Raw genomic sequence first — 19,960 nt, 5'->3', positions numbered from 1 at the left:
ATAATTGGTATATACATACTAAGGATAACCTTGATAGAACACAAAAAAGCAGGAAAAAATTTCCTGCTTTGATAATTTATTTTATTTTATCGTTAAGCACCCATCTCTTGCTCAACAACATCTGTAATCCGTTTAACATAGGCATCAGTTTCTTCTTGGGTAGGTCCTTCGGCCATTACCCGCAGTAGTGATTGCGTACCAGATGGACGTACTAAGACACGACCATCACCATTCATGTCTTTTTCTACTTCTTTAATGACATCAAGAATTGGTTGGTGTTTCTTCCAATCCTGCTTATTCTTAACGGGTACATTGACTAAACATTGAGGGTAATCTTTAAAATCAGCCAATAATTCACTAAGACTCTTACCTGTTTTCTTCATAACTAACATCAAGTGTAGTCCAGTTAGCATGCCATCCCCGGTATTATGATAATCACTCATAATGACATGACCAGACTGCTCACCACCGAGATTATAGCCGTTAGCACGCATTTCTTCTGAAACGTAACGATCACCAACTTGTGTCCGCACATTCTTAATTCCTCTGCGCTCAAGGGCTTTAGTGAAACCTAAGTTACTCATGACCGTGGTTACGATAGTATCCTTTTTCAGGCGGCCACCATCTTGCATGCAGGTGCCAAGAACGTACATAATGTGGTCACCATCGACTTCATTACCATTTTCATCAACAGCAATGCAGCGATCAGCATCCCCGTCAAAGGCTAAACCAAGTTGTGCTCCTTGCTTAACAACTTCTTCTTGCAACTTCTCAGTATGCGTTGCGCCAACATGATCGTTGATATTTAAGCCGTTGGGATGTGTGGCAATTGTGGTAAAGTCAACACCGCAATCTGCAAACAGGCGTGAAATCAAATTGCTGGCAGCACCATTTGCGCCATCGATGACCACTTTAATGCCATCAAGATCCTCTGGGATGGTGTTTTCAATGAACTGAAGGTACTTAGCGCTACCCTCATGAAAATCGGTTAACGAGCCTAGGCCTTCGGCTGATGGTCGAGGGAGTTTGTCTTCTTTAGCATCAATTAATTTTTCAATTTCGCCTTCCATTTCATCAGACAACTTCAGGCCATCACTACCAAAGAACTTAATTCCGTTGTCTTCAACTGGATTATGGGATGCGGAAATTTGCACACCGGCATCGGCTCCCTGCGCACGCACTAAGTAAGATAGTCCGGGAGTGGTAATCACACCGACTTCAAGCACTTCAATTCCAACCGATAACAAACCCGAAATCAGCGCATATTCAAGCATTTGCCCAGATATTCTGGTATCCCGTGAAACTAAAACTTTGGCTTGCTCATCTTTAGCTTTATTTTTAGTTAATATATAACCACCATCGCGTCCTAATTTAAAAGCTAATTCAGGGGACAAGTCTTGGTTTGCTACACCTCTAACACCATCGGTGCCAAAATATTTTAACATTAAAAATTACCTCTCTTTATTTATCTTCAATTTAATTTTTACTGCCCTTAGCATCGGAATTTTCTACTTTAATATCAATACTAATTTGAGCAGGATTGGCCTTAACTACCCCATGCGGTATGGCCAATGAAACTGTTTTTGTCGTTGAAGCAGCAACATTACTAAGATCAATTGGTACTTGTAGACTTTTAATCTTTGCTAAGTCCTTTTCCGCACCATAAATAGTAACATAGTCATTTTTAGCAGTTAGTGAATAAATTTTGTTATTTCGTTCATGCTTTGGCTGCAACTTAACTTTGACATTTTTCTTAGCAACAGAGATTGGAATAGTTACCTTGGCAGTAGCTGGCTCAATCACGACATTAAGCTGCCTACCTTTTCGATCTTGCGCTACCAAACTTACTTGCCGCTCATAAGTGTGAGTAATTTCATTTGGTAAGACGACTTTAGCAATAATTTGGTCAATCTGCTCAACTTCGCTTCGCGCACCAGTAACTTCAACTTGCTGAGGATATACGCTAGAATGACCTAACGTGTAACCATGAGCTACAGCACTCTTATTATACTCTATTTGTATAGGCATAGTAGTCGATTTTCGCCTTTGAATATTAACATGAACCGTCTTGGGATTAATCGAATAAGAAATTTGCCGACTGATACCATTAACATGAACTTTAACATCGTGAGTACCAATGCTTTGACTGGTTAAATCAATATAAGCGCGAAAGTTTTGCGTATTAATTGTCGAAGTCACGAGCGCGGTTGAACCTTCCAACGTAATATTGACTTTTTCAGGATAACCCACTACGTAGTATTTATCCGTGTCCACTGAGACTTGTAGGGGCACACTAATTGTCTGTGTTTTATTAGCTGTTTGCCTAGTACGACTAGTTTGGCCCTGAGTTAAGAAACCGCCTTGAGTATCATTAACGTAAATAACTAATAAAATCGCTATTAGTAAGGAAACAAGACGAATAAACCACGATTTACGCCAAAATTCTTTCATCGGTCTGCACCCCACTTCCAAATTTTACGCATAATCTTTTGGTACCATTTAGCATTCTCATTTTTCTTAGGTACTAGTTCGGCAGTTAAATATTTCATATATTCGTCACGGGTCATATCAAGAAGAAAACGACCATTTCGAGTAATAGTTACCCCACCTGTTTCCTCAGAGACAACGATCGTAATCGCATCCGTAACTTCCGAAATACCCACAGCGGCGCGGTGCCTTGTTCCGAGTCGCTTGGGAATCATACTGTTATCGGACAGCGGCAAGTAAGCAGCGGCAACCGCAATTTCATGGTCTTGGTTAATAATAACAGCACCATCGTGTAAAGGAGTATTAGGAATAAAAATGTTTATTAGCAACTCGCCAGTTACCCGCGCATCTAATTTAATTCCTGTCTCAATATAATCATCAAGACCTGTTTCCTGCTGAATTGTAATCAGGGCACCAATTCTTCTTTTGGACATGTACTGAATCGCTTTATCTAGCTCATTGATAAACCTAATCGATTCGTCACGTTCACTCTCCTCGCGACCTCCAAAAATTGGCAGCCGTCCTAAATGCTCAAGACCACGCCTAATCTCAGGCTGAAAAATCACGATAATTCCCACTACCGACCAAGATACAATCTGATCAATTAACCAAGTAGTGGTATGCAGCTGAAGAACACCGGCAATGATCCGGACAATGAAGATTAAGACAATTCCCTTTGCCAGTTGAACGGCCTTAGTACCCCTAATTAAAATAACGAGGTGGTAGACTAAAAACCAGATGATTAAAACATCAAGAATGGTTGATAAGTTGTTCCAAGTAAAAATATTGGAAACATTAAAATGCATAAATACTCCTTTCTAATATCTAAAATATTTTTTAATCAATTGGTTTACCAATTATGCGAACTTCCGTCTGCAAATCCAGCCTAAACTGTTCTTTAATTTTGGCTTGGATTAACGCAATCAAGTCAAGGTAATCTGTTGCAGTAGCACCACCTTTATTAACAATAAAGCCGGCATGCTTAGTCGAGTTTTGAGCACCGCCAACCTGTTTTCCCTGCAAACCAGCTTGAATAATCATTGGCCCAACATAATGGCCTGCGGGACGCTTAAAAACACTGCCACATGAAGGATATTCAAGTGGCTGCTTATATTGGCGCAACGCATTTAAGTAATTCATTTCCGCCAAAATGATATTTTTTTGACCGGGATGCAAGCTAAAAGTTGCACTAACTACCACATCATTATTTTCTTGAACAAGAGAATGACGATATGAAAATTGCATCTCCTTATTCGAATATTCCTTAAATTCACCAGTTGACGTTAAAACCTTAACTGTTTGAATAACCTCAGCTGTCTCGCCGCCATATGCGCCCGCATTCATAAAAACTGCTCCACCAACACTTCCAGGAATACCCGCAGCAAATTCCAAGCCACTGAGTCCGTGCTTAGCAGCAAAAAATGCCGTATCAATAATCCGGGCACCCGCTTGCGCCTCAACACAGCTACCGCTAATGGTAATCTTATTCATTTTGGTTAAAATAATTACCAAACCCGCAATTCCACCATCACGAATAATTAAGTTGGAAGCATTACCGATCACGGTTAAAGGAATTTGGTTAGAATTAGCGGTTTCCACTAATTTTTCTAGTTCGGCTTGATTTTGCGGAAAAGCTAAATATTCTGCTGGCCCACCAGTTTTAGTAAATGTATACTTGCTAAGCGGAACCTGTTTCTTTATTTCTATTCCATCTTTTACTAAATCAAATAACTTCAAAGTTATAGCTCCCTTTATCCTATCTTTTTACTATTTTACCGCATTCATTTAGTTGCTTCATCCTATGTTATACTAAAATTAAGTTTTAAAGGAGAAAAAATGAATTTTATCGCAATGGACTTTGAGACCGCTAACCGTCACCCAGAAAGTGCTTGTTCATTAGCATTGGTGATGGTGCGGAATAATAAAATTGTTGACCGTTTTTATACTGTTATTAATCCCCAAATGCCATTTGATGCCCGTAATATTGAAGTACATGATATTACAGCCGATGACGTTAAAGATGCCCCTACTATGGCTGAAGTTTGGCCCCACATTAAGCGGCTTTATCAACCTGGTATGCTCGTTTGTGCGCATAACGCCCGCTTTGATACTAATGTTATGCGTCAAAGTTTAGGTCGTTACGATATTCAGGAACCGCATTACTTTGTCATTGACACGTTGCAGACCAGCAAACTGTTTGAACCAGATCTGCCTAACCATAAATTAGATACTGTTTCTGATGCTTTAGATGTCGAATTATGGCATCACCACAATGCACTTAGTGACAGCGAAGCATGTGCTGGTATTTTAATTGCGCAAAATGAGCAGTTTGGGGATGAAGCAATTAAAAATTTGGTTTATCAAGTTTAATATAATCATACTAAAAACAGGACTAAAATGGTTAAGTCCTGTTTTTTATTTTATTCGCAATTTCGGCTACCCAATCTTCATTTCGCTTTCCCTGTGGGCGGAATTCAACCGTTCTTTTAGTCGAATCCCAACTATCATCAACCCGGCGAATTACAATTTGTAAATATTGATCAGGCAGATCGGCTTTAACAACTTCAGGCCACTCGATTACCACTAGTCCCGGCTGCTGTAAATAGCTGCTTAAATCAATTGATGATAAATCATCATTTTCTAAACGATAAAAGTCCATATGATAAATTGGCAACTTAGCTTCTTCATATTCACGAACGATGGTAAAAGTAGGACTTTTGACAGGGCGCTTGACCCCCAAAGCCTCGCCAATACCTTGCGTCAAAGTGGTTTTGCCAGCTCCTAAATCACCATTTAGCAGCAGTAAATCATGTGCTTTAGCGGTACTTGCAATCGCAGCACCAAGTTGTTTCATTTCCGTGGAAGAATTTACATTTATTTTCATTACTATTTATCCTTTAATAGTGCTTGAGCAGCGGTTAAAACAGCCATATGATAAATATCATCACTGCTTGCACCCCGTGATAAATCATTAACCGGCTGTGCAATTCCTTGCAGAATGGGCCCAATAGCCGTAAAATTTCCCAAACGCTGCGTAATTTTATATGCTATATTACCAGACTGTAGTTCTGGGAAAATAAAAATATTAGCTCTCCCCTTTAGCTCAGAGTCTGGAGCTTTTTTAGCTGCCACTGCGGGTACAAATGCAGCATCAAATTGCAACTCGCCATCAGCAGGAATATCTGGGTGCTGTTTTTGGAATAGTGAAGCAGCTTCAGCTACTTTGGTAACCATCTCACCTTTGGCAGAACCCTTAGTTGAAAAACTCAAAAAGGCTACACGTGGTTCAATATCTGCTAATTTAGCTGTTTGAACTGATTGATAGGCTATTTCTGCCAGCGTTTTAGCATCTGGTGCGATATTAATTGCGCAATCAGCAAAAAGATATTTTTCTTCCCCACGTTCCATAATGAAACTACCAGAAACACGACTCATCCCGGCTGCAGTATGGATTAATTGCAGAGCGGGACGAACGGTTTCCGCGGTTGAATGAGCAGCCCCAGATACCATACCATCAGCCTTGCCCATTTTAACTAGCATTGTACCAAAGTAATTAGGATCTTTTAACGCTTCACGGACTTCTTCCTTAGTTATTTCTTTACCCCGAGCCGAAATGAAAGCTGCAATCATTTCATCTAGCGCATGAAATTTTTCGGGGTTAACCACTTGTATTTGGGCCAATGAGATCTTATTTTGGTTAGCAACATTTTCAATTTCAGCTGTGTCGCCTAATAAAATTGGCTCTAAAACATCATCTTGCTGCAGTGCGGCAGCAGCGGCTAATACTCTTTCATCATTTCCTTCTGCAAAAACAATGCGGTACTTTTTTCCCGCGTTCTTTACTTTACTTTTTAATAGTTCAAAAATACTCATTTATTATCTCACCTATACTAAATCTGATTGTGTTACTTGTTGCGGTAATTGCCAGTCAATTGGGGTTTTCCCAAACTTCTTCAGGGCCTCGTTACAACGAGAAAATGGCCGTGAGCCAAAAAAGCCACGATCTGCCGAAAATGGACTGGGGTGAGCTGATTTAATCACAAAATTACGGTCAAGGTCAATTAATGCAATTTTATTTTGAGCATATCGTCCCCAAAGAATGAAAACTACTTCTCCCCGATCGCTCAAAGCCTTGATGGCAGCATCCGTTACATTTTCCCAGCCTTTACCTTGATGACCATTAGCATGACCATAAGGAACTGTTAAAACTGCGTTCAAAAGGAGCACTCCTTGATCAGCCCATTTTTTCAAATAACCATGTTGAACCGGCACACAGCCGACATCATCATATAGTTCTTTATAAATATTTTGTAATGACGGTGGCAACTTTACTCCAGGCATTACAGCAAAGCTCATTCCTGTTGCCTGACCAGGATTGTGATAGGGATCCTGACCTAAAATGACTACTTTTGTTTTAGCAAAAGGGGTTAACTTAAAAGCAGTAAAAATATGATACATATCTGGGAATATCCGCTTAGTTTTGTACTCTGTTTTTAAGAATTCATGTAATTCATGATATTCGTTACTGTCAAATATAGGAGCCAATACTTCGTCCCAGTCATTACCAATAAATTTTTTCATTCTAGCAATAGCCTCTCTTTCACTAGCCCTTATGGTATCATGAAATTAATAATGTTTGTGTAGAATCTTCGACATTTAAACGGTTCTTTATCTTCTATTTAATTAGATTTTATTTAAAAATGTGAAAAGTTTTCTCCCCTTATTATGTTAATATGATAGAGAAGTAAAAAATACCGATTTTCGGGAGGAGGAGCTTATTTTATCTTGATTAAATTAGTAGCATGCGATCTGGACGGTACCTTGTTTAACAGTGATTTAATAGTATCTAATGAAAATATTAAGGCAATTCGGGAAGCTCAAAAAAATGGCATTGAATTCTTAGTTGCAACAGGTCGTTCACCAGAACAGTCACGTAAAGTAATCGAAAATTATGGTCTTAAAACAGGATTCATCAACATCAATGGTGCTTTGGTTTATGATGCCAATAATCAGTTGCAAGTTAAACACGCATTACCAAATGATAAAGCAGAGCAGGTTGTCAACATCTTGCAAAAACATCATATTTACCATGAATTAGTAACCGAAGACCTGATTTATTCGCTAGATATAAGTCAGCGAGTTGTTAACCTAGCTCGATCCCTAATTGCCCTTAATCCGGGACTGACGTTTAAAAAGGCTGTGGCAACCTCCGCTGGCAGTAATGCAATGTTTAGTATGAAGCATGTTAATAGTTTTACCACACTTTTAAATGATCCCCATTTTGAAGTGATGAAAATTATTGCTTTTGACGGTCATGGACCAGAAGCGTTTGTTGACGTCAAAAAAGAAATCACGGCACTTGGCAATGTTGCTGTTACTTCCAGCTCTTCTGCAAACATCGAAATCAACGATATCAAGGCCCAAAAAGGACCAGCATTATTGGACTATGCGCAAAAAAAGGGAATCAAGCAAAATGAAATTGCGGCAATTGGCGATAACCTTAATGACGAAAGCATGATTAGGGATGCAGGTACCGGTGTGGCAATGGGAAATGCCGTCTACGCAATCAAAAAAATTGCACAAGTTAAAACTAAAACTAATAATGAAAATGGAGTAGCTTATATTTTAAAGAAGTTTATTAGCAATAACGCTAAAGAATAGAGGTGCTGGAATGCGCTATTTATTGGAACTAAATCAAAAACAGGAGTATGGTCAAATTCCCGTAGCCAATGAGCAAGGTAAAATTCAGTATATTATTCAGGGCAATCTTGATAATCCCAATCATACCCTTTATCTAAAAAATACTCATGGGACAGAAATTGGACGTCTTTATACTGACGGAAATGGGATTATTTCTTCTTATACCATCGACGTTGTTAACCATTCTTTAGTAAAGGTTAAACGTCTCAATAGCAAAGTTACAAACCTGTTTTATGTCACTCGGCTAAATTACCTCGTTAGCGGAAGTATTAAAAACGGGAGTTATAAGTTTTTATCAGGAATCAAGAAAGTAGCGACTGTAAAAACGGATATCCAAAAAATTGGCGTAGTTCTTACCTGCAATATTCTACGACCAGAAGACGTTCCCTTCATTTTGTTATGTGCCACTTTGTTTACCCAATGGCATACCACTCCCTTGCGGCTTCCAACGTTTCCGCCAATCGGCCAAAAATATAATGTGAAATTTAATTAAAGCATCCTCGGTGGGGGTGCTTTTTATTATTTAGTTAGTTGTTCGAAAAGCAAATTAGCTAGTAAGGTATAGCCTGCATTGCCAAAATGTAAGCCATCATCGAGTAAACCACGACAAAGTATTTTAATTTCTTTACTAGAAATCATTGCTTGGTACAAATTAATAAATTGCAGATGGTAATCTTCAGTAACTTCTTCAATCGCTGCAGTGTAAAGTGCCACTAAATAATTTGTGCGGTATTTCTGCTTTAGTTCATCAATGGCTGGCGGCGAAATAAAAATAATATCTTTTGGTGAGTAAACTTGAATAAGGCTAGAAGCGATTGATGCCATCTTTTGCTTAAATTGATCAATTGGTACCTGTTTATTGGCAGCTAAATCATTTGTACCCAATAAGATTGCTACTTTATCGCAATGCTCTCTTTTTAAAACCAACTCGGAAATCATGTCATAAAATTTTACTGAGTTAATTCCCGCAACAGCGGTATTAATAACCTGAAGATTTGAAAGCAGCTTTTTCAAATTATAGTTAATATGCGGTTCAGTTAAACCTTCTTTTCGCGCTATGATACTATCGCCTGATAAAAGTAATTTCACTGTTTTCTCCAAAATTAAACAAAAAACTGCAACTACATGATAGTAGTTGCAGTCACAATATTATTGACGAGGATTTACTTTGCTGTAAGTCATGTCCTTAAACTCATATGTCGCATACTTCTTAGCTAATTCTTCAGAAGTAAAGAATTGGTTAGTAACCTTTCCTTCTTGCGGATGTGATTGGAACAATACAGGTTCTTTTTTGCCATCAATTAACTCAGTTTTTACAGTAAATGCATAACCCTTTTTAGTAGACTTTTGATCGACTGGACTCAAAACAATCCACTTTTCGCCGTTCATTTTCTTAGTAGTTACTCGAGTATATTTTGCAAATACACCAGCATTCTTTAATTTCCAAGCTTTGGTCATTTGCCAAGGATATTTGTTAGTACCCTTAACCTTACCAACTTTGACAGCTTTCACATGTTCGTTTGTCCATGGTGTATCAAAAGAAGTCTTTTGAATGTTCATTGGACTTGGAGTCAAATTATTGGTGCTGTACCATTTGCCGCGCCAAGATGTGGGGAAAGTAAATGACTTTTTAAAGCCATATTTACTTTTCTTAACACTAGCTGCTTGGGTTTGCTCTGCTTGAGTTGCGACTACACCAGTAGCAGCAGTCAGAGTAACAGTTGCGGCTGCAAGCAGTGTAATAATCTTTTTACTTTTCATATTGTCGGCCTCCTGAGAACCTAAGATAATTTATTATTATACCAGTTAATTGCTAAAAGTGTACCTTTAAGCAAATTAGTTTTATTTATCTATATGTTCATCAAAATGGTCAGTTTTGAATATGAGTCAAAGGATTTATTCCCAAATATCAACCTGGAGCTAAATAAGACTACTATTATAAAATAAAAAGTTGCTAACTAATCGACGTTTAATACTCTGCGTATCGCTTAAGTTCTTTTGGCTTATGCCCACCAAATCTTTTGGCTAAACGCTTAGATTTCCAGTAAACATTAGTTATTCTGGAAGAAGACGTTGTTCGCTCAATTAAAACTTTATGACCCTTATAATGGTATAAACCGAGATGTGTTCCAGAAGATGCTGGGCTAACCCAAGGATACATGCCAACATACTTAATACCGTGATCTTTTTTATAAGTGACTGGGTAATATACTCTTGCCCAATTTTGCGCTTTTTTAGGAATCTTGGTCCCATTAAAATTAGCAGTTTGTTTATGTAAAACTGTTCCACCAATTTTATGAGCTGACACTTTCAATTTATTAAGCGTTTTTGACTTAATTCCACCTATATCAAAATATTTACCATACCAAGTTCCCCGCATTCTCTTGGGAACAGTAAATTTGCCTAAATCTCCTTTAACATGTTGCGCTTGTACTATTTGTGTAGGAGGTAAAATTTCATTATTAAAAGCCTTGTAGGCAAAAAGACCGATAGCAAACACTCCCATTAGAGCATATAAATATTTTAATTTTTTCAATTTAACTCTCCTTCATGTAAAACTAAATAATCCACTAATACTATGTTAACAAAAAAAGCAATTTTAAGGCTAAATTTGCTTTTTTAATCATAGTTCTACTTTGTTTATTCTAGTTTACATCATAAGAAAGATAGTTTAAGTCATTAAAACGATACTCACTATATTTTTGGGCTAATTCTGGAGACCTAAAGAATTGTTCATAAATTTGACCAGTTATTGGGTTTGCCTCAAACATAATTTCCTGGTTAGTTCCATCTAATTGCCTAGTTTCTAAGGCAAAAGCGTAGCCCATCTTTAAAGATTTTTCGTCAATTGGACTCATGATAATCCATTTTTGCTTATTAAGTGTTTTAGTAGAGACGCGCGAAACTTTTTTGATAACCGGATAATGTTTTTGGTTCCATTTATGACCCATTTGCCAGATATACTTATTAGTTCCTTTAACCTTTGTTGGTGTAACAAGTTTCACATATTCACCAGTCCACGGCGTATTTAAGCCCTTGGAATGAATTTCCATACTTTTCAATTTCTGATTAGTATAGCTATACCACTTACCACGCCATGATTGAGGAAAATTAAAATTAGCTGTAAAGCCATTTTTTGTTTTCTTAATCTTAATTTTTGTTTGCTTGGCTTGCACCATTTCCGGTTGACTAGTTAGCAATCCACTGACAGTAGTCAATGTTACTGTCGCTAGCAGCACGGTAATTATTTTACGCAACTTCATTATTAAAAGCCTCCTTATTTTTTATTATGTTGATTATCATTATAATCCCATAAAGATAGTTAAGGCAATGAAACTCTGAACTATTTTAAAAACGATTGACTGAACGAATTACTCCTTTCTTACATACAAAAAAAGCTTCTGCTCATGGCAGAAGCTTTTTCTTTAATACAGTTAAAATTAGTCTTGGTAGTTTACTAAAGCTAAGTATGAGTCAGGCTTAAGTGATGCACCACCAACTAAACCACCATCGATGTTTGGTTTAGCCATTAATTCCTTAACGTTGCCTGGATTTACCGAACCACCGTATTGAATACGAACATTTTCAGCTGTTTCTTCATTGTACAAGTCTTTAACCGTATCACGGATAGTCTTGCACATTTCTTCAGCTTGGTCTGAACTAGCAGTTTTACCAGTACCGATAGCCCAAATTGGCTCATAAGCAATTACTAAGTTGGCAACTTGGTCAGCAGAAAGACCTTCTAAGTCTGCCTTAATTTGACCAACTACCCATTCTTCTTGCTTGTTAGCTTCACGAGTTTCGAGTGATTCACCACAGCAAACGATTGGGGTAACATTGTTAGCAAATAAAGCCTTAGCTTTTTTATTAATGTCTTCATCAGTTTCATGGAAGTAACCACGACGCTCTGAGTGACCAATAATGCAGTAGTTAATTCCCATTTCATTAAGAACTTTAGGTGAAGTTTCACCAGTGAAGGCACCTTCATCTTCAAAGTAGGCATTTTCAGCACCAACACGTAATTCTGAACCAGCCGCAGCTTTTTTCAAAGCATCTAAGTCAACAGCTGGAGCACAAATTAATGATTCTACTTTGCTTGATTCTGGCAACTTATCCTTAATAGCAGCAACAAATTCTGCTGTTTGCTCTGGGTTCATGTTTAATTTCCAGTTACCAGCGATAATTGGTGTACGCATTTAATCGACGTCCTTTCCTATAGCTTATTTATCTGAGATGCAGGCAATACCTGGTAATTCCTTACCTTCAAGGTATTGAAGAGAAGCACCACCACCAGTTGAGATGTGGGTAATCTTAGGAGCGATACCTAATTGCTTAGCAGCAGCAGTTGAGTCACCACCACCAATGATAGTAGTAGCATCAGTAAGATCAGCTAAAGCCTTACCTACTTCTAACGTACCTTCAGCAAAGTTGGACATTTCAAAAGCACCCATTGGGCCGTTCCATACAACAGTCTTAGCATCTTTTAAGATATCCTTGAATTTTTCAACAGTCTTAGGACCAATATCAAGCCCCATCATGTTTTCAGGAATATCATCACCAACAACCTTGCGTGCAGCATCATTTGAGAATTCGGTTGCAGCTAGGTTATCAACTGGTAAAACAATCTTGCCATCTGCTTCCTTAAGGAGCTTCTTAGCTAAGTCAACCTTGTCAGGTTCAAATAATGACTTACCAATTTCGTGACCTTGTGCAGCAAGGAAAGTATAAGCCATACCACCACCGATTAAGATGTGATCTGATTTAGGAATCAAGTTGGTAATAACGTCAATTTTGTCTGAAACCTTAGCACCACCCAAAATGGTAACAAATGGGTGAACTGGATTAGCAACGGCATCTCCTAAGAATTTGATTTCCTTTTCCATCAAGAAACCAGCTGCTGCAGGCTTACCATCCTTCTTCATTGCTTCAGCAATACCAACATTAGAAGCGTGACTTCTGTGAGCAGTACCAAAAGCATCATTGACATACATATCGCCAAGTGAAGCCCAGTATTCACCTAATTTAGGATCATTCTTACTCTCACGCTTACCAAAATCATTGTCAATATCTTGGAAACGAGTGTTTTCAAGGACAACAACATCGCCGTCTTGCATGTTGTTAATAGTGTCTTCAACTTCTTTGCCTTCATTTTCGGCAACAAAAGTTACAGGCTTGTTCAACAATTCGCTTAAGCGATCAGCAACAGGCTTTAAAGTCAATTCTTTTTTATCTGCGTCTGATTTTACCCGACCTAAGTGACTAAGCAAAATGGCTTTACCACCATTTTCAATAATGTACTTAATAGTAGGAAGTGCAGCAACGATCCGGTTGTCATCACCAATTACACCATCTTTAATTGGGACATTAAAGTCAACACGAACTAAAACCTTTTTATCTTTAACATCAAGGTCTGAAACGATTAATTTAGCCATCTTTATCCTCCGATAACTTAATTATTTTCTCTTGAAAAAAAGGCGGAAGGAAGAATTTCCCTCCGCCTTCTCTTTACTACTTAACAGTAATCAAATTTAGCGATTAAAGAGTAGCAAATTTCAACAAAGTACGAACCATTTGGCAAGTGAATGAGTATTCATTGTCGTACCAAGCAACAGTCTTAACTAATTGATTGTCACCAGCAGTGGTTACCATAGTTTGAGTTGGGTCAAAGATTGAACCAGCAGTCATACCAACAACATCGCTTGAAACGATTTCGTCATCGTTGTATGCAAATGATGGGCTTTCGTACTTCTTCAATGCTGAGTTAACTTCATCAGCAGTAACCTTCTTGTCAAGGATTGAAACTAATTCAGTCAATGAACCATCAGTAACTGGAACACGTTGTGCGTGACCGTTAACTTTACCGTTCAATTCTGGAACAACAAGACCAATAGCCTTAGCAGCACCAGTTGAGTGAGGAATAATGTTAACTGCAGCAGCACGAGCAGCACGCATGTTACCACCACGAACAGGTCCATCCAAAAGCATTTGAGTTGAAGTGTAAGCGTGGATAGTAGTCATAGTAGCTACCTTGATGCCAAATTCTTTTTGTAAAGCATCAACCATTGGTGCCAATGAGTTAGTAGTACATGAACCAGCAGAAACGATCTTGTCGCTTGCGTCCAAAGTGTCATCGTTTACTGAGTAAACAATAGTCTTCAAGTCATTACCAGCAGGTGCTGAAATTAAGACTCTCTTTGCACCAGCGTCAAGGTGAGCTTGTGACTTAGCCTTACTAGTGTAGAAACCAGTACATTCAAGAACAAAGTCAACGCCATCGTTCTTAACCCAAGGAATGTTTTGAGCTTGTGGTTCTGCGTATACGCGGTATTTCTTACCATCAACAACAATTGAGTCGTCAGTAGCTGAAACTTCGTGGTCAAAAGTACCATGAGTTGAGTCATACTTCAACAAGTGTGCCAAAAGTGCTGGGGTAGTCAAGTCGTTAATAGCAACAACTTCGATATCCTTTGACTTTTCGCCCAAATCCATGATCCGACGGAATGCTAAACGACCGATACGGCCAAAGCCGTTAATACCAATTTTAACTGTCATATTCTAAAGTCCTCCTTAAGAACTATAAACATCTATTTATTTTAAATGAGAATTATTTCTCCTTTAAAATCTTATTTGAGGCTCCCTCATCAGTAATTAACCAGGTTTGATGAGGAGCATTAGGCATATAAGCTTCGATTGCTTTTGCCTTCCGGCTGCCACAAGCAAAGGCAAATATGTGAGGTATTTTATTTAGATTCTCGAACTGCAAGCCAACCTGGTGCACGCGGTCAACAATCTTTCCATCGCCATCGAAGAAACACCCAAAACATTCGGTGACGACCTTTTTTTCACGCAACTCGGATAAACGAATTGAATCATATCCTCGTCTACGTGCCATATCATGAGCTAGCCCTATTCCGTGAATTACGACATCAGTCTTAGAAATATCTTCAAGCACATCAGCAACAGTTGATTCACGAATCAGAGACTTATAAGCTTCTGTTGAAACCTGTTCAGGTAAATATAAAGTTTTATAGTTACCACCAGTCTCAGCGGCCATTTCCTGGACGATTGTATTACTTTGAATAGCAACATTTTCGCCTAAGGCTCCCCGACCTGGTACAAATTCCAATTGCCGATTTTTACCTAAACTTTTAGACAAATTTCTAGCTGACTTTGCAAGTGCAGCTCCACCTAGTACAGTAATAATTGAATGCCCGAGCGGCAATAAAAGATCCAGAGCAGAATTTAGTTCTTCTCCCATCTTTTCAAAGACTAGCTCTTGCAAATCACTATCACCAGGAACAATAATCGTTCGTTCAATCCCAAGTTTACGTGCTAAATCGACTTCAGTCTCACGAGCATTAAACAAGCGATCAATCAGTGGTGCTGCTTCTTGCAACATCTTTTTGCCCTTTTCTGTCATAAACATGCCAAAACTCTTGATCTCAATTAAACCAAGCTCACGAAGATACTCTGTTTCGGTTCGCACATTTCTTTCAGAAAGTCCCAATGACCGAGCAACACTTCTGCGTCCAACAGGTGCATGAAGAGAAATTTGCTCAAGGACAAGATACCTTTGCCGAAAAACTTTTAAGATGTCAGGAACGAGAGCTTCTAGCACAGGAATTTCCGCGTACATCGACTTCTCTCCTTCTCCCGGGACAAACATGACCCGATATTTGTCATTTTTCGTCCCAGATTGTCTAAAAATATAAGAGAAACGTAGACTTACGATATTAAGATCTCCCATTTCTCAATCGACATCTATAGTATAACAACCCTTTTTGAATAATTCAAGGAAAATAAAAGCAATTAATGCCCACAATTGTCGACTTAAATACTTAATTTTTGAGGTTACTGTCTCATTACTTTCGAGTCTGCCCGATTACTACTGATAACATACTGGTTTTTAACTAAAAAGCTTTATAAGAATTGTTTTAATACTTTGTTATTCACCTATCTCATCACCTTGAATCTTTTATATTTGTGACCGTAAATTGCGTCATCCTCCTTAAAAAGCTATTTTTTAGCAAAAAAGTTTTAACTTTGGCAATTTTTTTGGTATACTACTTGATGTATTTGTTCGGGCCCTTAGTGTAATGGATCGCACGTAAGATTCCGGTTCTTAAAATCTGAGTTCGACTCTCAGGGGGCCCATTAAATAAAAGCAATAAAAAAGTCAGGTTACTAGTTAACCTGACTTTTTATTTTTCAGTATTATCAAATTAGGTCTGCTGCTTATTTGACAGGACTTTTAGCCAGCATTGCATCAAGCTCATTTTGAAAATTAGTTTTTACTGAAGCAGATGGCTCTTGTTTTTGAGAATTCAATAAATAAGTAAAGATTGCCCGCATTATCGCTTTTTTATTTGCAGATTGTTCCCAAGCAATCGAATGCTTACCTTCAAGAACAGCAGTTGAGACTTCCTCTTCACGGTTAGCTGGCAAACAATGCATAAATTTAACATTAGTATTATGAGTTTTTGCCAACAATTTTTCGTTAACTTGATATTTAGGATAGAAGATTTTCAGATATTCTTCCTTGGTCAATTCGTCTTCATACGAGCCATACCAAACATCAGTATAAACAAAGTCTGCACCATGCAGTATGTCATCTTGATCTGATAATTCAATTGTAGCTCCACTTTTGACAGCAATTTCTTTTGCCTGGTTTAAAATAGCAGTCGAAATCTGCCTTTCTTTTGGTGCATACTGTGCAAAGTTCATTCCCATTTGAGCACACAATGACAAAGCAGATAGAGTAATTTGTGTTGTATCACCAACAAACACCAGCTTAACATCTTCAATGTTCTTGCCAGCCGGCATATTCTCTTCAATAGTCATGAGATCACCAAGAGCTTGAGTTGGATGATCATCGTCACTCATAAAGCTAACTACGGGTGCTCTTGAACTCAAAGCAATGCTTTTTATTGCCTCCTGACTACTGATGCGCACACCAATAATATCAAGCAAATCTCCTAAAACACGACTCGTGTCTTCTAAGTTTTCGTGTCCATTCTCACCAAGCTGTATTTGACCTGGTGCTAAATATAGCGCATGTCCGCCTAATTCAGTCATTGCCGCTTCAGCCGAACAACGAGTTCTGGTAGATGACTGGTCAAAAATCATCCCCAAACTTTTTCCTTTAAGTAAAGGCGGATAATAACCATTAGCAATTGCCGCCTTAATCTTTAAACCTAAATCAGTTATGTATTGCATTTCTTCTTTTGAAAATGCCAAAGTTTCGATGCAATCTCTTTTAGTCATAAATATCTCCTTTTTGAATTTTTTGTGACTAAATCTAATAATAACGGAAATATACTGAAAATAGGTTAACAAATTGAAAATTTACCCAAAAATTTAACTACTATAAGCTTTTTTAATGTTTCTTATCATCTACAAATTAACAAAGATTTACTTTGGCTCAGAAATCTTATAAATTAGTGTTTTTTCCTGTTTATGTACCATTATTTTTTGGTGCCTTGCCAATGATTAAAATAGCGGAAAATCAGCCAGCTTAAGATAGCGGTTAAGATCACCGGTACCAGATAAGATAATGTCGCCATTTTGACGTAATCAGCCGGAATATTAAGCCGCCAAAAAACGGTTAAGCGACTTTGCCAAGCCCAGGGAATAAATGGCCAAACTAAATCAAATAAAGAAGTAACGCCTAGCATTGAAATCACTGAACCAAAAAAGCCCAAGATCAAGCTGCCACCGATGTTCCACTTCAAAGAAACTAGTTCTGCAAATTCATACTGCAAAAATCCTAATACTGCAAAGACAATGCTGAGCGAAAATAGCTTAAGAAAAGAAATTCCGGTCACGTGATAGACAGCAGTTAAAACCAAGTAATAAATTAAGTTTGTGCCGATCACTTCAATTACATACAGCAACCAATAGTAAATTAGCTGTCCCATAATTGTTTTGCCCTTACTCATGGGCTGAGTTAACCAATTTTGAAAATTCCCGGCTTTTTCTTCACGATCAAAAACCACAGAAACTACAATACTAATCGCCAACGGCGAAATAAGGGCCAAAATTGTATTAAACATATCAACCATGTTAGCGGAAGTAGTTAAATTTTTCCGGCTGCCATAATAAATACCTATTAGAAGTGGAAAAATAATTAAGGCGGCTAAATGTAAATAGAGCAACATGCTACGATGCAATTTAATATTTTCAGCTTTAAAAATTGATTTAGGCATTCTTAGTCACCTGCTTTCTGAAGGAGTAAGCTGCCAAAAAGCTAAGCAGAATAAATAAAACAATTGAAACAAGAATAGTCCAAGTAGCATCAGGGGTAACTTCGCTTGCTTTTAGTGCTATTCCATTGACATGCAATCTTATCAAAGCAACTGGAAACAAGTCCGACCAGCTATAAGGCAAGATTTTTCCCCAAGTAAATGTTCCTAAACAAGAAATACTAATTATTGACCCAAGAAAAGCTAGTCCAATTGTCACATAGAGATTTGATATTCTACTTAACCACGTATATAGAGGAATTTGCCAGAGTGTGGTCAAGAAAAGTCCGCCAACTGCAATTAAGCAAGACACAATACCAACTCTAGTTGAAAATATAAAGCTAGCTAAAAAAAGAACTAGTGCTAAAACCAGGCTGACCATCAATGAAAGCAGTACCCCGTGCAATATCCTACCTAATTCAAACGTAAACAAATTATTTGGGGAACTTAAAATCGTTTTATATTCAGTACTAGCTTTTTCATGACGATCAACTAGACCGATGATCAAGGCTAAATATAAGTTAAAATATAAAAAACTCCACTGGTTAATCGTACTTTCAATCACATAACCCGTTGAATTGAAAAATAGCATAGTGAAAATAATAATCAAAAGTGGAAAGACAAGTGTGATTGATCTAATTAGTGTTCGCTTGTCTTTAAGGATTTCGTTTACTAGAACATCAAACATTCAAAGCACCAGCCTTTGCCAAAGTTGAATTGAAGAGCTTTTCCAAATCAGTTTCATGATCATATTCTTGCTCCAGGAGAAGCTTGCCACCACCAATAATGCCAATATTATCAGCTAAATGTTCTACTTCAGATAACATGTGACTGGAGATAATAATTGTCATTTTCCTATGTTTGAATTCAGCAATCAATTCGCGCAATTGTTGAATTCCAAGTGGATCAAGACCATTAGTTGGCTCGTCTAAAATTAAAAGCTTAGGGTTACCAACTAGAGCCAGACCAATTCCTAGACGCTCTTTCATTCCTAAAGAAAAATTCTTAGCTAACTTTTTTCCGGTGTTAGCGAGTCCAATGGTTTGCAGGATATTGGGAATTTCACTTTCTGCAGATCCTCGTAAACGACAAATTACTTGTAAGTTTTCTTGGGCGGTCAAATTACCATATAAAGGAGCATTTTCAATTAAACAGCCAATGTTTGCCAAGTCAGCCCTTGTCCATTCGTGCCCCGCAAATTCGACATGACCACTTGTAGCGGGAATCATTCCAGTTAAAATTTTCATTAAGGTAGTTTTTCCAGCTCCATTAGGACCAAGAAGGCAATAAACTTTGCTTTCCGGAACATGCAAATTAATATCATTAAGCACTTGCTGATCTTTAAACTTCTTCACCAGTTGATGTGTTTCAATTAAATTAGTCATTATTTGCTCTCTCTTCGCACAAAATTTAGTTTTATACTTTTCTATATTTATTAATAATAATTTAGTACAATAATATCATCTTATTTTAATTATGAGAATGACTTTAAAATAAAAAAGCAGCTTTTTTACAAGCTACTTTTAATCTAA

At 37.8% G+C, this 19,960-nt stretch carries 22 protein-coding genes; 3 read left to right on the top strand and 19 right to left on the bottom strand.

The genetic code is table 11. The annotated features are described in order from the left end of the window. Positions 1–92 precede the first annotated feature (92 nt). From glmM to murB, 4 genes are read right to left on the bottom strand one after another with little or no spacing between them, the layout of a single operon-like run. Positions 93–1,445 (bottom strand): phosphoglucosamine mutase, encoded by a 1,353-nt coding sequence (gene glmM, locus GYM71_RS03925; protein WP_220220991.1) that lies wholly within the window; start codon positions 1,443–1,445, stop codon positions 93–95. A gap of 31 nt (positions 1,446–1,476) precedes the next feature. Then, positions 1,477–2,451, bottom strand: coding sequence for a CdaR family protein (locus GYM71_RS03920; protein WP_103752149.1), 975 nt, complete (start codon positions 2,449–2,451; stop codon positions 1,477–1,479). Next, positions 2,448–3,293: a diadenylate cyclase CdaA gene (cdaA, locus tag GYM71_RS03915; RefSeq protein ID WP_103752148.1), complete on the bottom strand. Its 846-nt coding sequence runs from the start codon at positions 3,291–3,293 to the stop codon at positions 2,448–2,450. The genes GYM71_RS03920 and cdaA overlap by 4 nt, the downstream gene beginning before the upstream one ends. Before the next feature lie 31 nt (positions 3,294–3,324). Continuing rightward, on the bottom strand, positions 3,325–4,224 hold the full coding sequence (gene murB, locus GYM71_RS03910) for a UDP-N-acetylmuramate dehydrogenase (RefSeq protein WP_220220990.1): 900 nt from the start codon (positions 4,222–4,224) through the stop codon (positions 3,325–3,327). Between the two features lie 99 nt (positions 4,225–4,323). On the opposite strand from murB, the gene GYM71_RS03905 reads away from it, so the two are divergent. After that, complete coding sequence (locus GYM71_RS03905; RefSeq protein WP_103752146.1) at positions 4,324–4,857, top strand: 3'-5' exonuclease; 534 nt, start codon at positions 4,324–4,326, stop codon at positions 4,855–4,857. A 31-nt stretch (positions 4,858–4,888) separates the two neighbouring features. Here the strand turns inward: GYM71_RS03905 and tsaE are convergent, their stop codons facing one another. Genes tsaE through GYM71_RS03890 form a run of 3 tightly spaced genes read right to left on the bottom strand, consistent with a single transcriptional unit; the run spans position 4,889 to position 7,068 of the window. Next, on the bottom strand, positions 4,889–5,371 hold the full coding sequence (gene tsaE, locus GYM71_RS03900; RefSeq protein WP_220220989.1) for a tRNA (adenosine(37)-N6)-threonylcarbamoyltransferase complex ATPase subunit type 1 TsaE: 483 nt from the start codon (positions 5,369–5,371) through the stop codon (positions 4,889–4,891). A 2-nt stretch (positions 5,372–5,373) separates the two neighbouring features. After that, entirely contained in the window at positions 5,374–6,360 is a 987-nt protein-coding gene (pta, locus tag GYM71_RS03895) for a phosphate acetyltransferase (RefSeq protein WP_220220988.1), read from the bottom strand. 12 nt (positions 6,361–6,372) lie between these two features. Further along, complete coding sequence (locus tag GYM71_RS03890; RefSeq protein ID WP_220220987.1) at positions 6,373–7,068, bottom strand: uracil-DNA glycosylase; 696 nt, start codon at positions 7,066–7,068, stop codon at positions 6,373–6,375. A 204-nt stretch (positions 7,069–7,272) separates the two neighbouring features. Here GYM71_RS03890 and GYM71_RS03885 point away from each other — a divergent pair, with 204 nt between their 5' ends. Next, entirely contained in the window at positions 7,273–8,148 is an 876-nt protein-coding gene (locus tag GYM71_RS03885; RefSeq protein ID WP_220220986.1) for a Cof-type HAD-IIB family hydrolase, read from the top strand. Between the two features lie 10 nt (positions 8,149–8,158). After that, a complete protein-coding gene (locus tag GYM71_RS03880; RefSeq protein ID WP_220220985.1) occupies positions 8,159–8,680 on the top strand; it encodes an LURP-one-related/scramblase family protein in 522 nt (173 codons plus the stop codon). Positions 8,681–8,706: 26 nt separating this feature from the next. On the opposite strand, the gene GYM71_RS03875 is transcribed toward GYM71_RS03880, so the two are convergent. The 12 genes from GYM71_RS03875 to GYM71_RS03820 form a co-directional block, all read right to left on the bottom strand. Further along, complete coding sequence (locus GYM71_RS03875; RefSeq protein ID WP_220220984.1) at positions 8,707–9,276, bottom strand: GDSL-type esterase/lipase family protein; 570 nt, start codon at positions 9,274–9,276, stop codon at positions 8,707–8,709. Positions 9,277–9,336: 60 nt separating this feature from the next. Next, entirely contained in the window at positions 9,337–9,948 is a 612-nt protein-coding gene (locus GYM71_RS03870; protein WP_220220983.1) for a hypothetical protein, read from the bottom strand. Positions 9,949–10,156: 208 nt separating this feature from the next. Next, positions 10,157–10,723 carry a hypothetical protein gene (locus tag GYM71_RS03865; protein ID WP_103752138.1) on the bottom strand — a complete coding sequence of 189 codons (567 nt, stop codon included), beginning with the start codon at positions 10,721–10,723 and terminating at the stop codon, positions 10,157–10,159. 109 nt (positions 10,724–10,832) lie between these two features. Next, a complete protein-coding gene (locus tag GYM71_RS03860; RefSeq protein ID WP_220220982.1) occupies positions 10,833–11,450 on the bottom strand; it encodes a hypothetical protein in 618 nt (205 codons plus the stop codon). A gap of 177 nt (positions 11,451–11,627) precedes the next feature. Then, positions 11,628–12,383 (bottom strand): triose-phosphate isomerase, encoded by a 756-nt coding sequence (gene tpiA / locus GYM71_RS03855; protein ID WP_103752136.1) that lies wholly within the window; start codon positions 12,381–12,383, stop codon positions 11,628–11,630. Positions 12,384–12,407: 24 nt separating this feature from the next. After that, positions 12,408–13,619, bottom strand: a complete 1,212-nt coding sequence (locus GYM71_RS03850) for a phosphoglycerate kinase (RefSeq protein WP_103752135.1) — start codon at positions 13,617–13,619, stop codon at positions 12,408–12,410. A 103-nt stretch (positions 13,620–13,722) separates the two neighbouring features. After that, positions 13,723–14,739, bottom strand: coding sequence for a type I glyceraldehyde-3-phosphate dehydrogenase (gene gap / locus GYM71_RS03845; RefSeq protein ID WP_103752134.1), 1,017 nt, complete (start codon positions 14,737–14,739; stop codon positions 13,723–13,725). 52 nt (positions 14,740–14,791) lie between these two features. Beyond that, positions 14,792–15,823: a sugar-binding transcriptional regulator gene (locus tag GYM71_RS03840; RefSeq protein ID WP_220221174.1), complete on the bottom strand. Its 1,032-nt coding sequence runs from the start codon at positions 15,821–15,823 to the stop codon at positions 14,792–14,794. A 599-nt stretch (positions 15,824–16,422) separates the two neighbouring features. Further along, positions 16,423–17,451, bottom strand: coding sequence for an ornithine carbamoyltransferase (argF, locus tag GYM71_RS03835; RefSeq protein WP_220220981.1), 1,029 nt, complete (start codon positions 17,449–17,451; stop codon positions 16,423–16,425). A gap of 200 nt (positions 17,452–17,651) precedes the next feature. Then, a complete protein-coding gene (locus tag GYM71_RS03830) occupies positions 17,652–18,392 on the bottom strand; it encodes a lantibiotic immunity ABC transporter MutG family permease subunit (protein WP_220220980.1) in 741 nt (246 codons plus the stop codon). Further along, positions 18,385–19,116: a lantibiotic immunity ABC transporter MutE/EpiE family permease subunit gene (locus tag GYM71_RS03825; RefSeq protein ID WP_220220979.1), complete on the bottom strand. Its 732-nt coding sequence runs from the start codon at positions 19,114–19,116 to the stop codon at positions 18,385–18,387. The genes GYM71_RS03830 and GYM71_RS03825 overlap by 8 nt, the downstream gene beginning before the upstream one ends. Further along, on the bottom strand, positions 19,109–19,813 hold the full coding sequence (locus GYM71_RS03820) for a lantibiotic protection ABC transporter ATP-binding subunit (RefSeq protein WP_103752129.1): 705 nt from the start codon (positions 19,811–19,813) through the stop codon (positions 19,109–19,111). Before GYM71_RS03820 ends, GYM71_RS03825 begins: the two co-directional genes overlap by 8 nt. Positions 19,814–19,960: the final 147 nt, after the last annotated feature.

Source organism: Lactobacillus panisapium (assembly GCF_019469265.1).
Taxonomy (GTDB): Bacteria; Bacillota; Bacilli; order Lactobacillales; family Lactobacillaceae; genus Lactobacillus; species Lactobacillus panisapium.
The sequence above is the reverse complement of the archived record's forward strand: the minus strand, read 5'-3'. Positions and strand labels throughout refer to the sequence as shown.

Excerpts from the sequence above, each read along its gene's own strand:
- glmM (WP_220220991.1), bottom strand. The coding sequence starts at position 1,445 with ATGTTAAAATATTTTGGCACCGATGGTGTTAGAGGTGTAGCAAACCAA.
- GYM71_RS03920 (WP_103752149.1), bottom strand. The coding sequence starts at position 2,451 with ATGAAAGAATTTTGGCGTAAATCGTGGTTTATTCGTCTTGTTTCCTTA.
- cdaA (WP_103752148.1), bottom strand. The coding sequence starts at position 3,293 with ATGCATTTTAATGTTTCCAATATTTTTACTTGGAACAACTTATCAACC.
- GYM71_RS03905 (WP_103752146.1), top strand. The coding sequence starts at position 4,324 with ATGAATTTTATCGCAATGGACTTTGAGACCGCTAACCGTCACCCAGAA.
- tsaE (WP_220220989.1), bottom strand. The coding sequence starts at position 5,371 with ATGAAAATAAATGTAAATTCTTCCACGGAAATGAAACAACTTGGTGCT.
- pta (WP_220220988.1), bottom strand. The coding sequence starts at position 6,360 with ATGAGTATTTTTGAACTATTAAAAAGTAAAGTAAAGAACGCGGGAAAA.
- GYM71_RS03890 (WP_220220987.1), bottom strand. The coding sequence starts at position 7,068 with ATGAAAAAATTTATTGGTAATGACTGGGACGAAGTATTGGCTCCTATA.
- GYM71_RS03880 (WP_220220985.1), top strand. The coding sequence starts at position 8,159 with ATGCGCTATTTATTGGAACTAAATCAAAAACAGGAGTATGGTCAAATT.
- GYM71_RS03870 (WP_220220983.1), bottom strand. The coding sequence starts at position 9,948 with ATGAAAAGTAAAAAGATTATTACACTGCTTGCAGCCGCAACTGTTACT.
- GYM71_RS03860 (WP_220220982.1), bottom strand. The coding sequence starts at position 11,450 with ATGAAGTTGCGTAAAATAATTACCGTGCTGCTAGCGACAGTAACATTG.
- tpiA (WP_103752136.1), bottom strand. The coding sequence starts at position 12,383 with ATGCGTACACCAATTATCGCTGGTAACTGGAAATTAAACATGAACCCA.
- GYM71_RS03850 (WP_103752135.1), bottom strand. The coding sequence starts at position 13,619 with ATGGCTAAATTAATCGTTTCAGACCTTGATGTTAAAGATAAAAAGGTT.
- gap (WP_103752134.1), bottom strand. The coding sequence starts at position 14,739 with ATGACAGTTAAAATTGGTATTAACGGCTTTGGCCGTATCGGTCGTTTA.
- GYM71_RS03840 (WP_220221174.1), bottom strand. The coding sequence starts at position 15,823 with ATGTACGCGGAAATTCCTGTGCTAGAAGCTCTCGTTCCTGACATCTTA.
- argF (WP_220220981.1), bottom strand. The coding sequence starts at position 17,451 with ATGACTAAAAGAGATTGCATCGAAACTTTGGCATTTTCAAAAGAAGAA.
- GYM71_RS03830 (WP_220220980.1), bottom strand. The coding sequence starts at position 18,392 with ATGCCTAAATCAATTTTTAAAGCTGAAAATATTAAATTGCATCGTAGC.
- GYM71_RS03825 (WP_220220979.1), bottom strand. The coding sequence starts at position 19,116 with ATGTTTGATGTTCTAGTAAACGAAATCCTTAAAGACAAGCGAACACTA.
- GYM71_RS03820 (WP_103752129.1), bottom strand. The coding sequence starts at position 19,813 with ATGACTAATTTAATTGAAACACATCAACTGGTGAAGAAGTTTAAAGAT.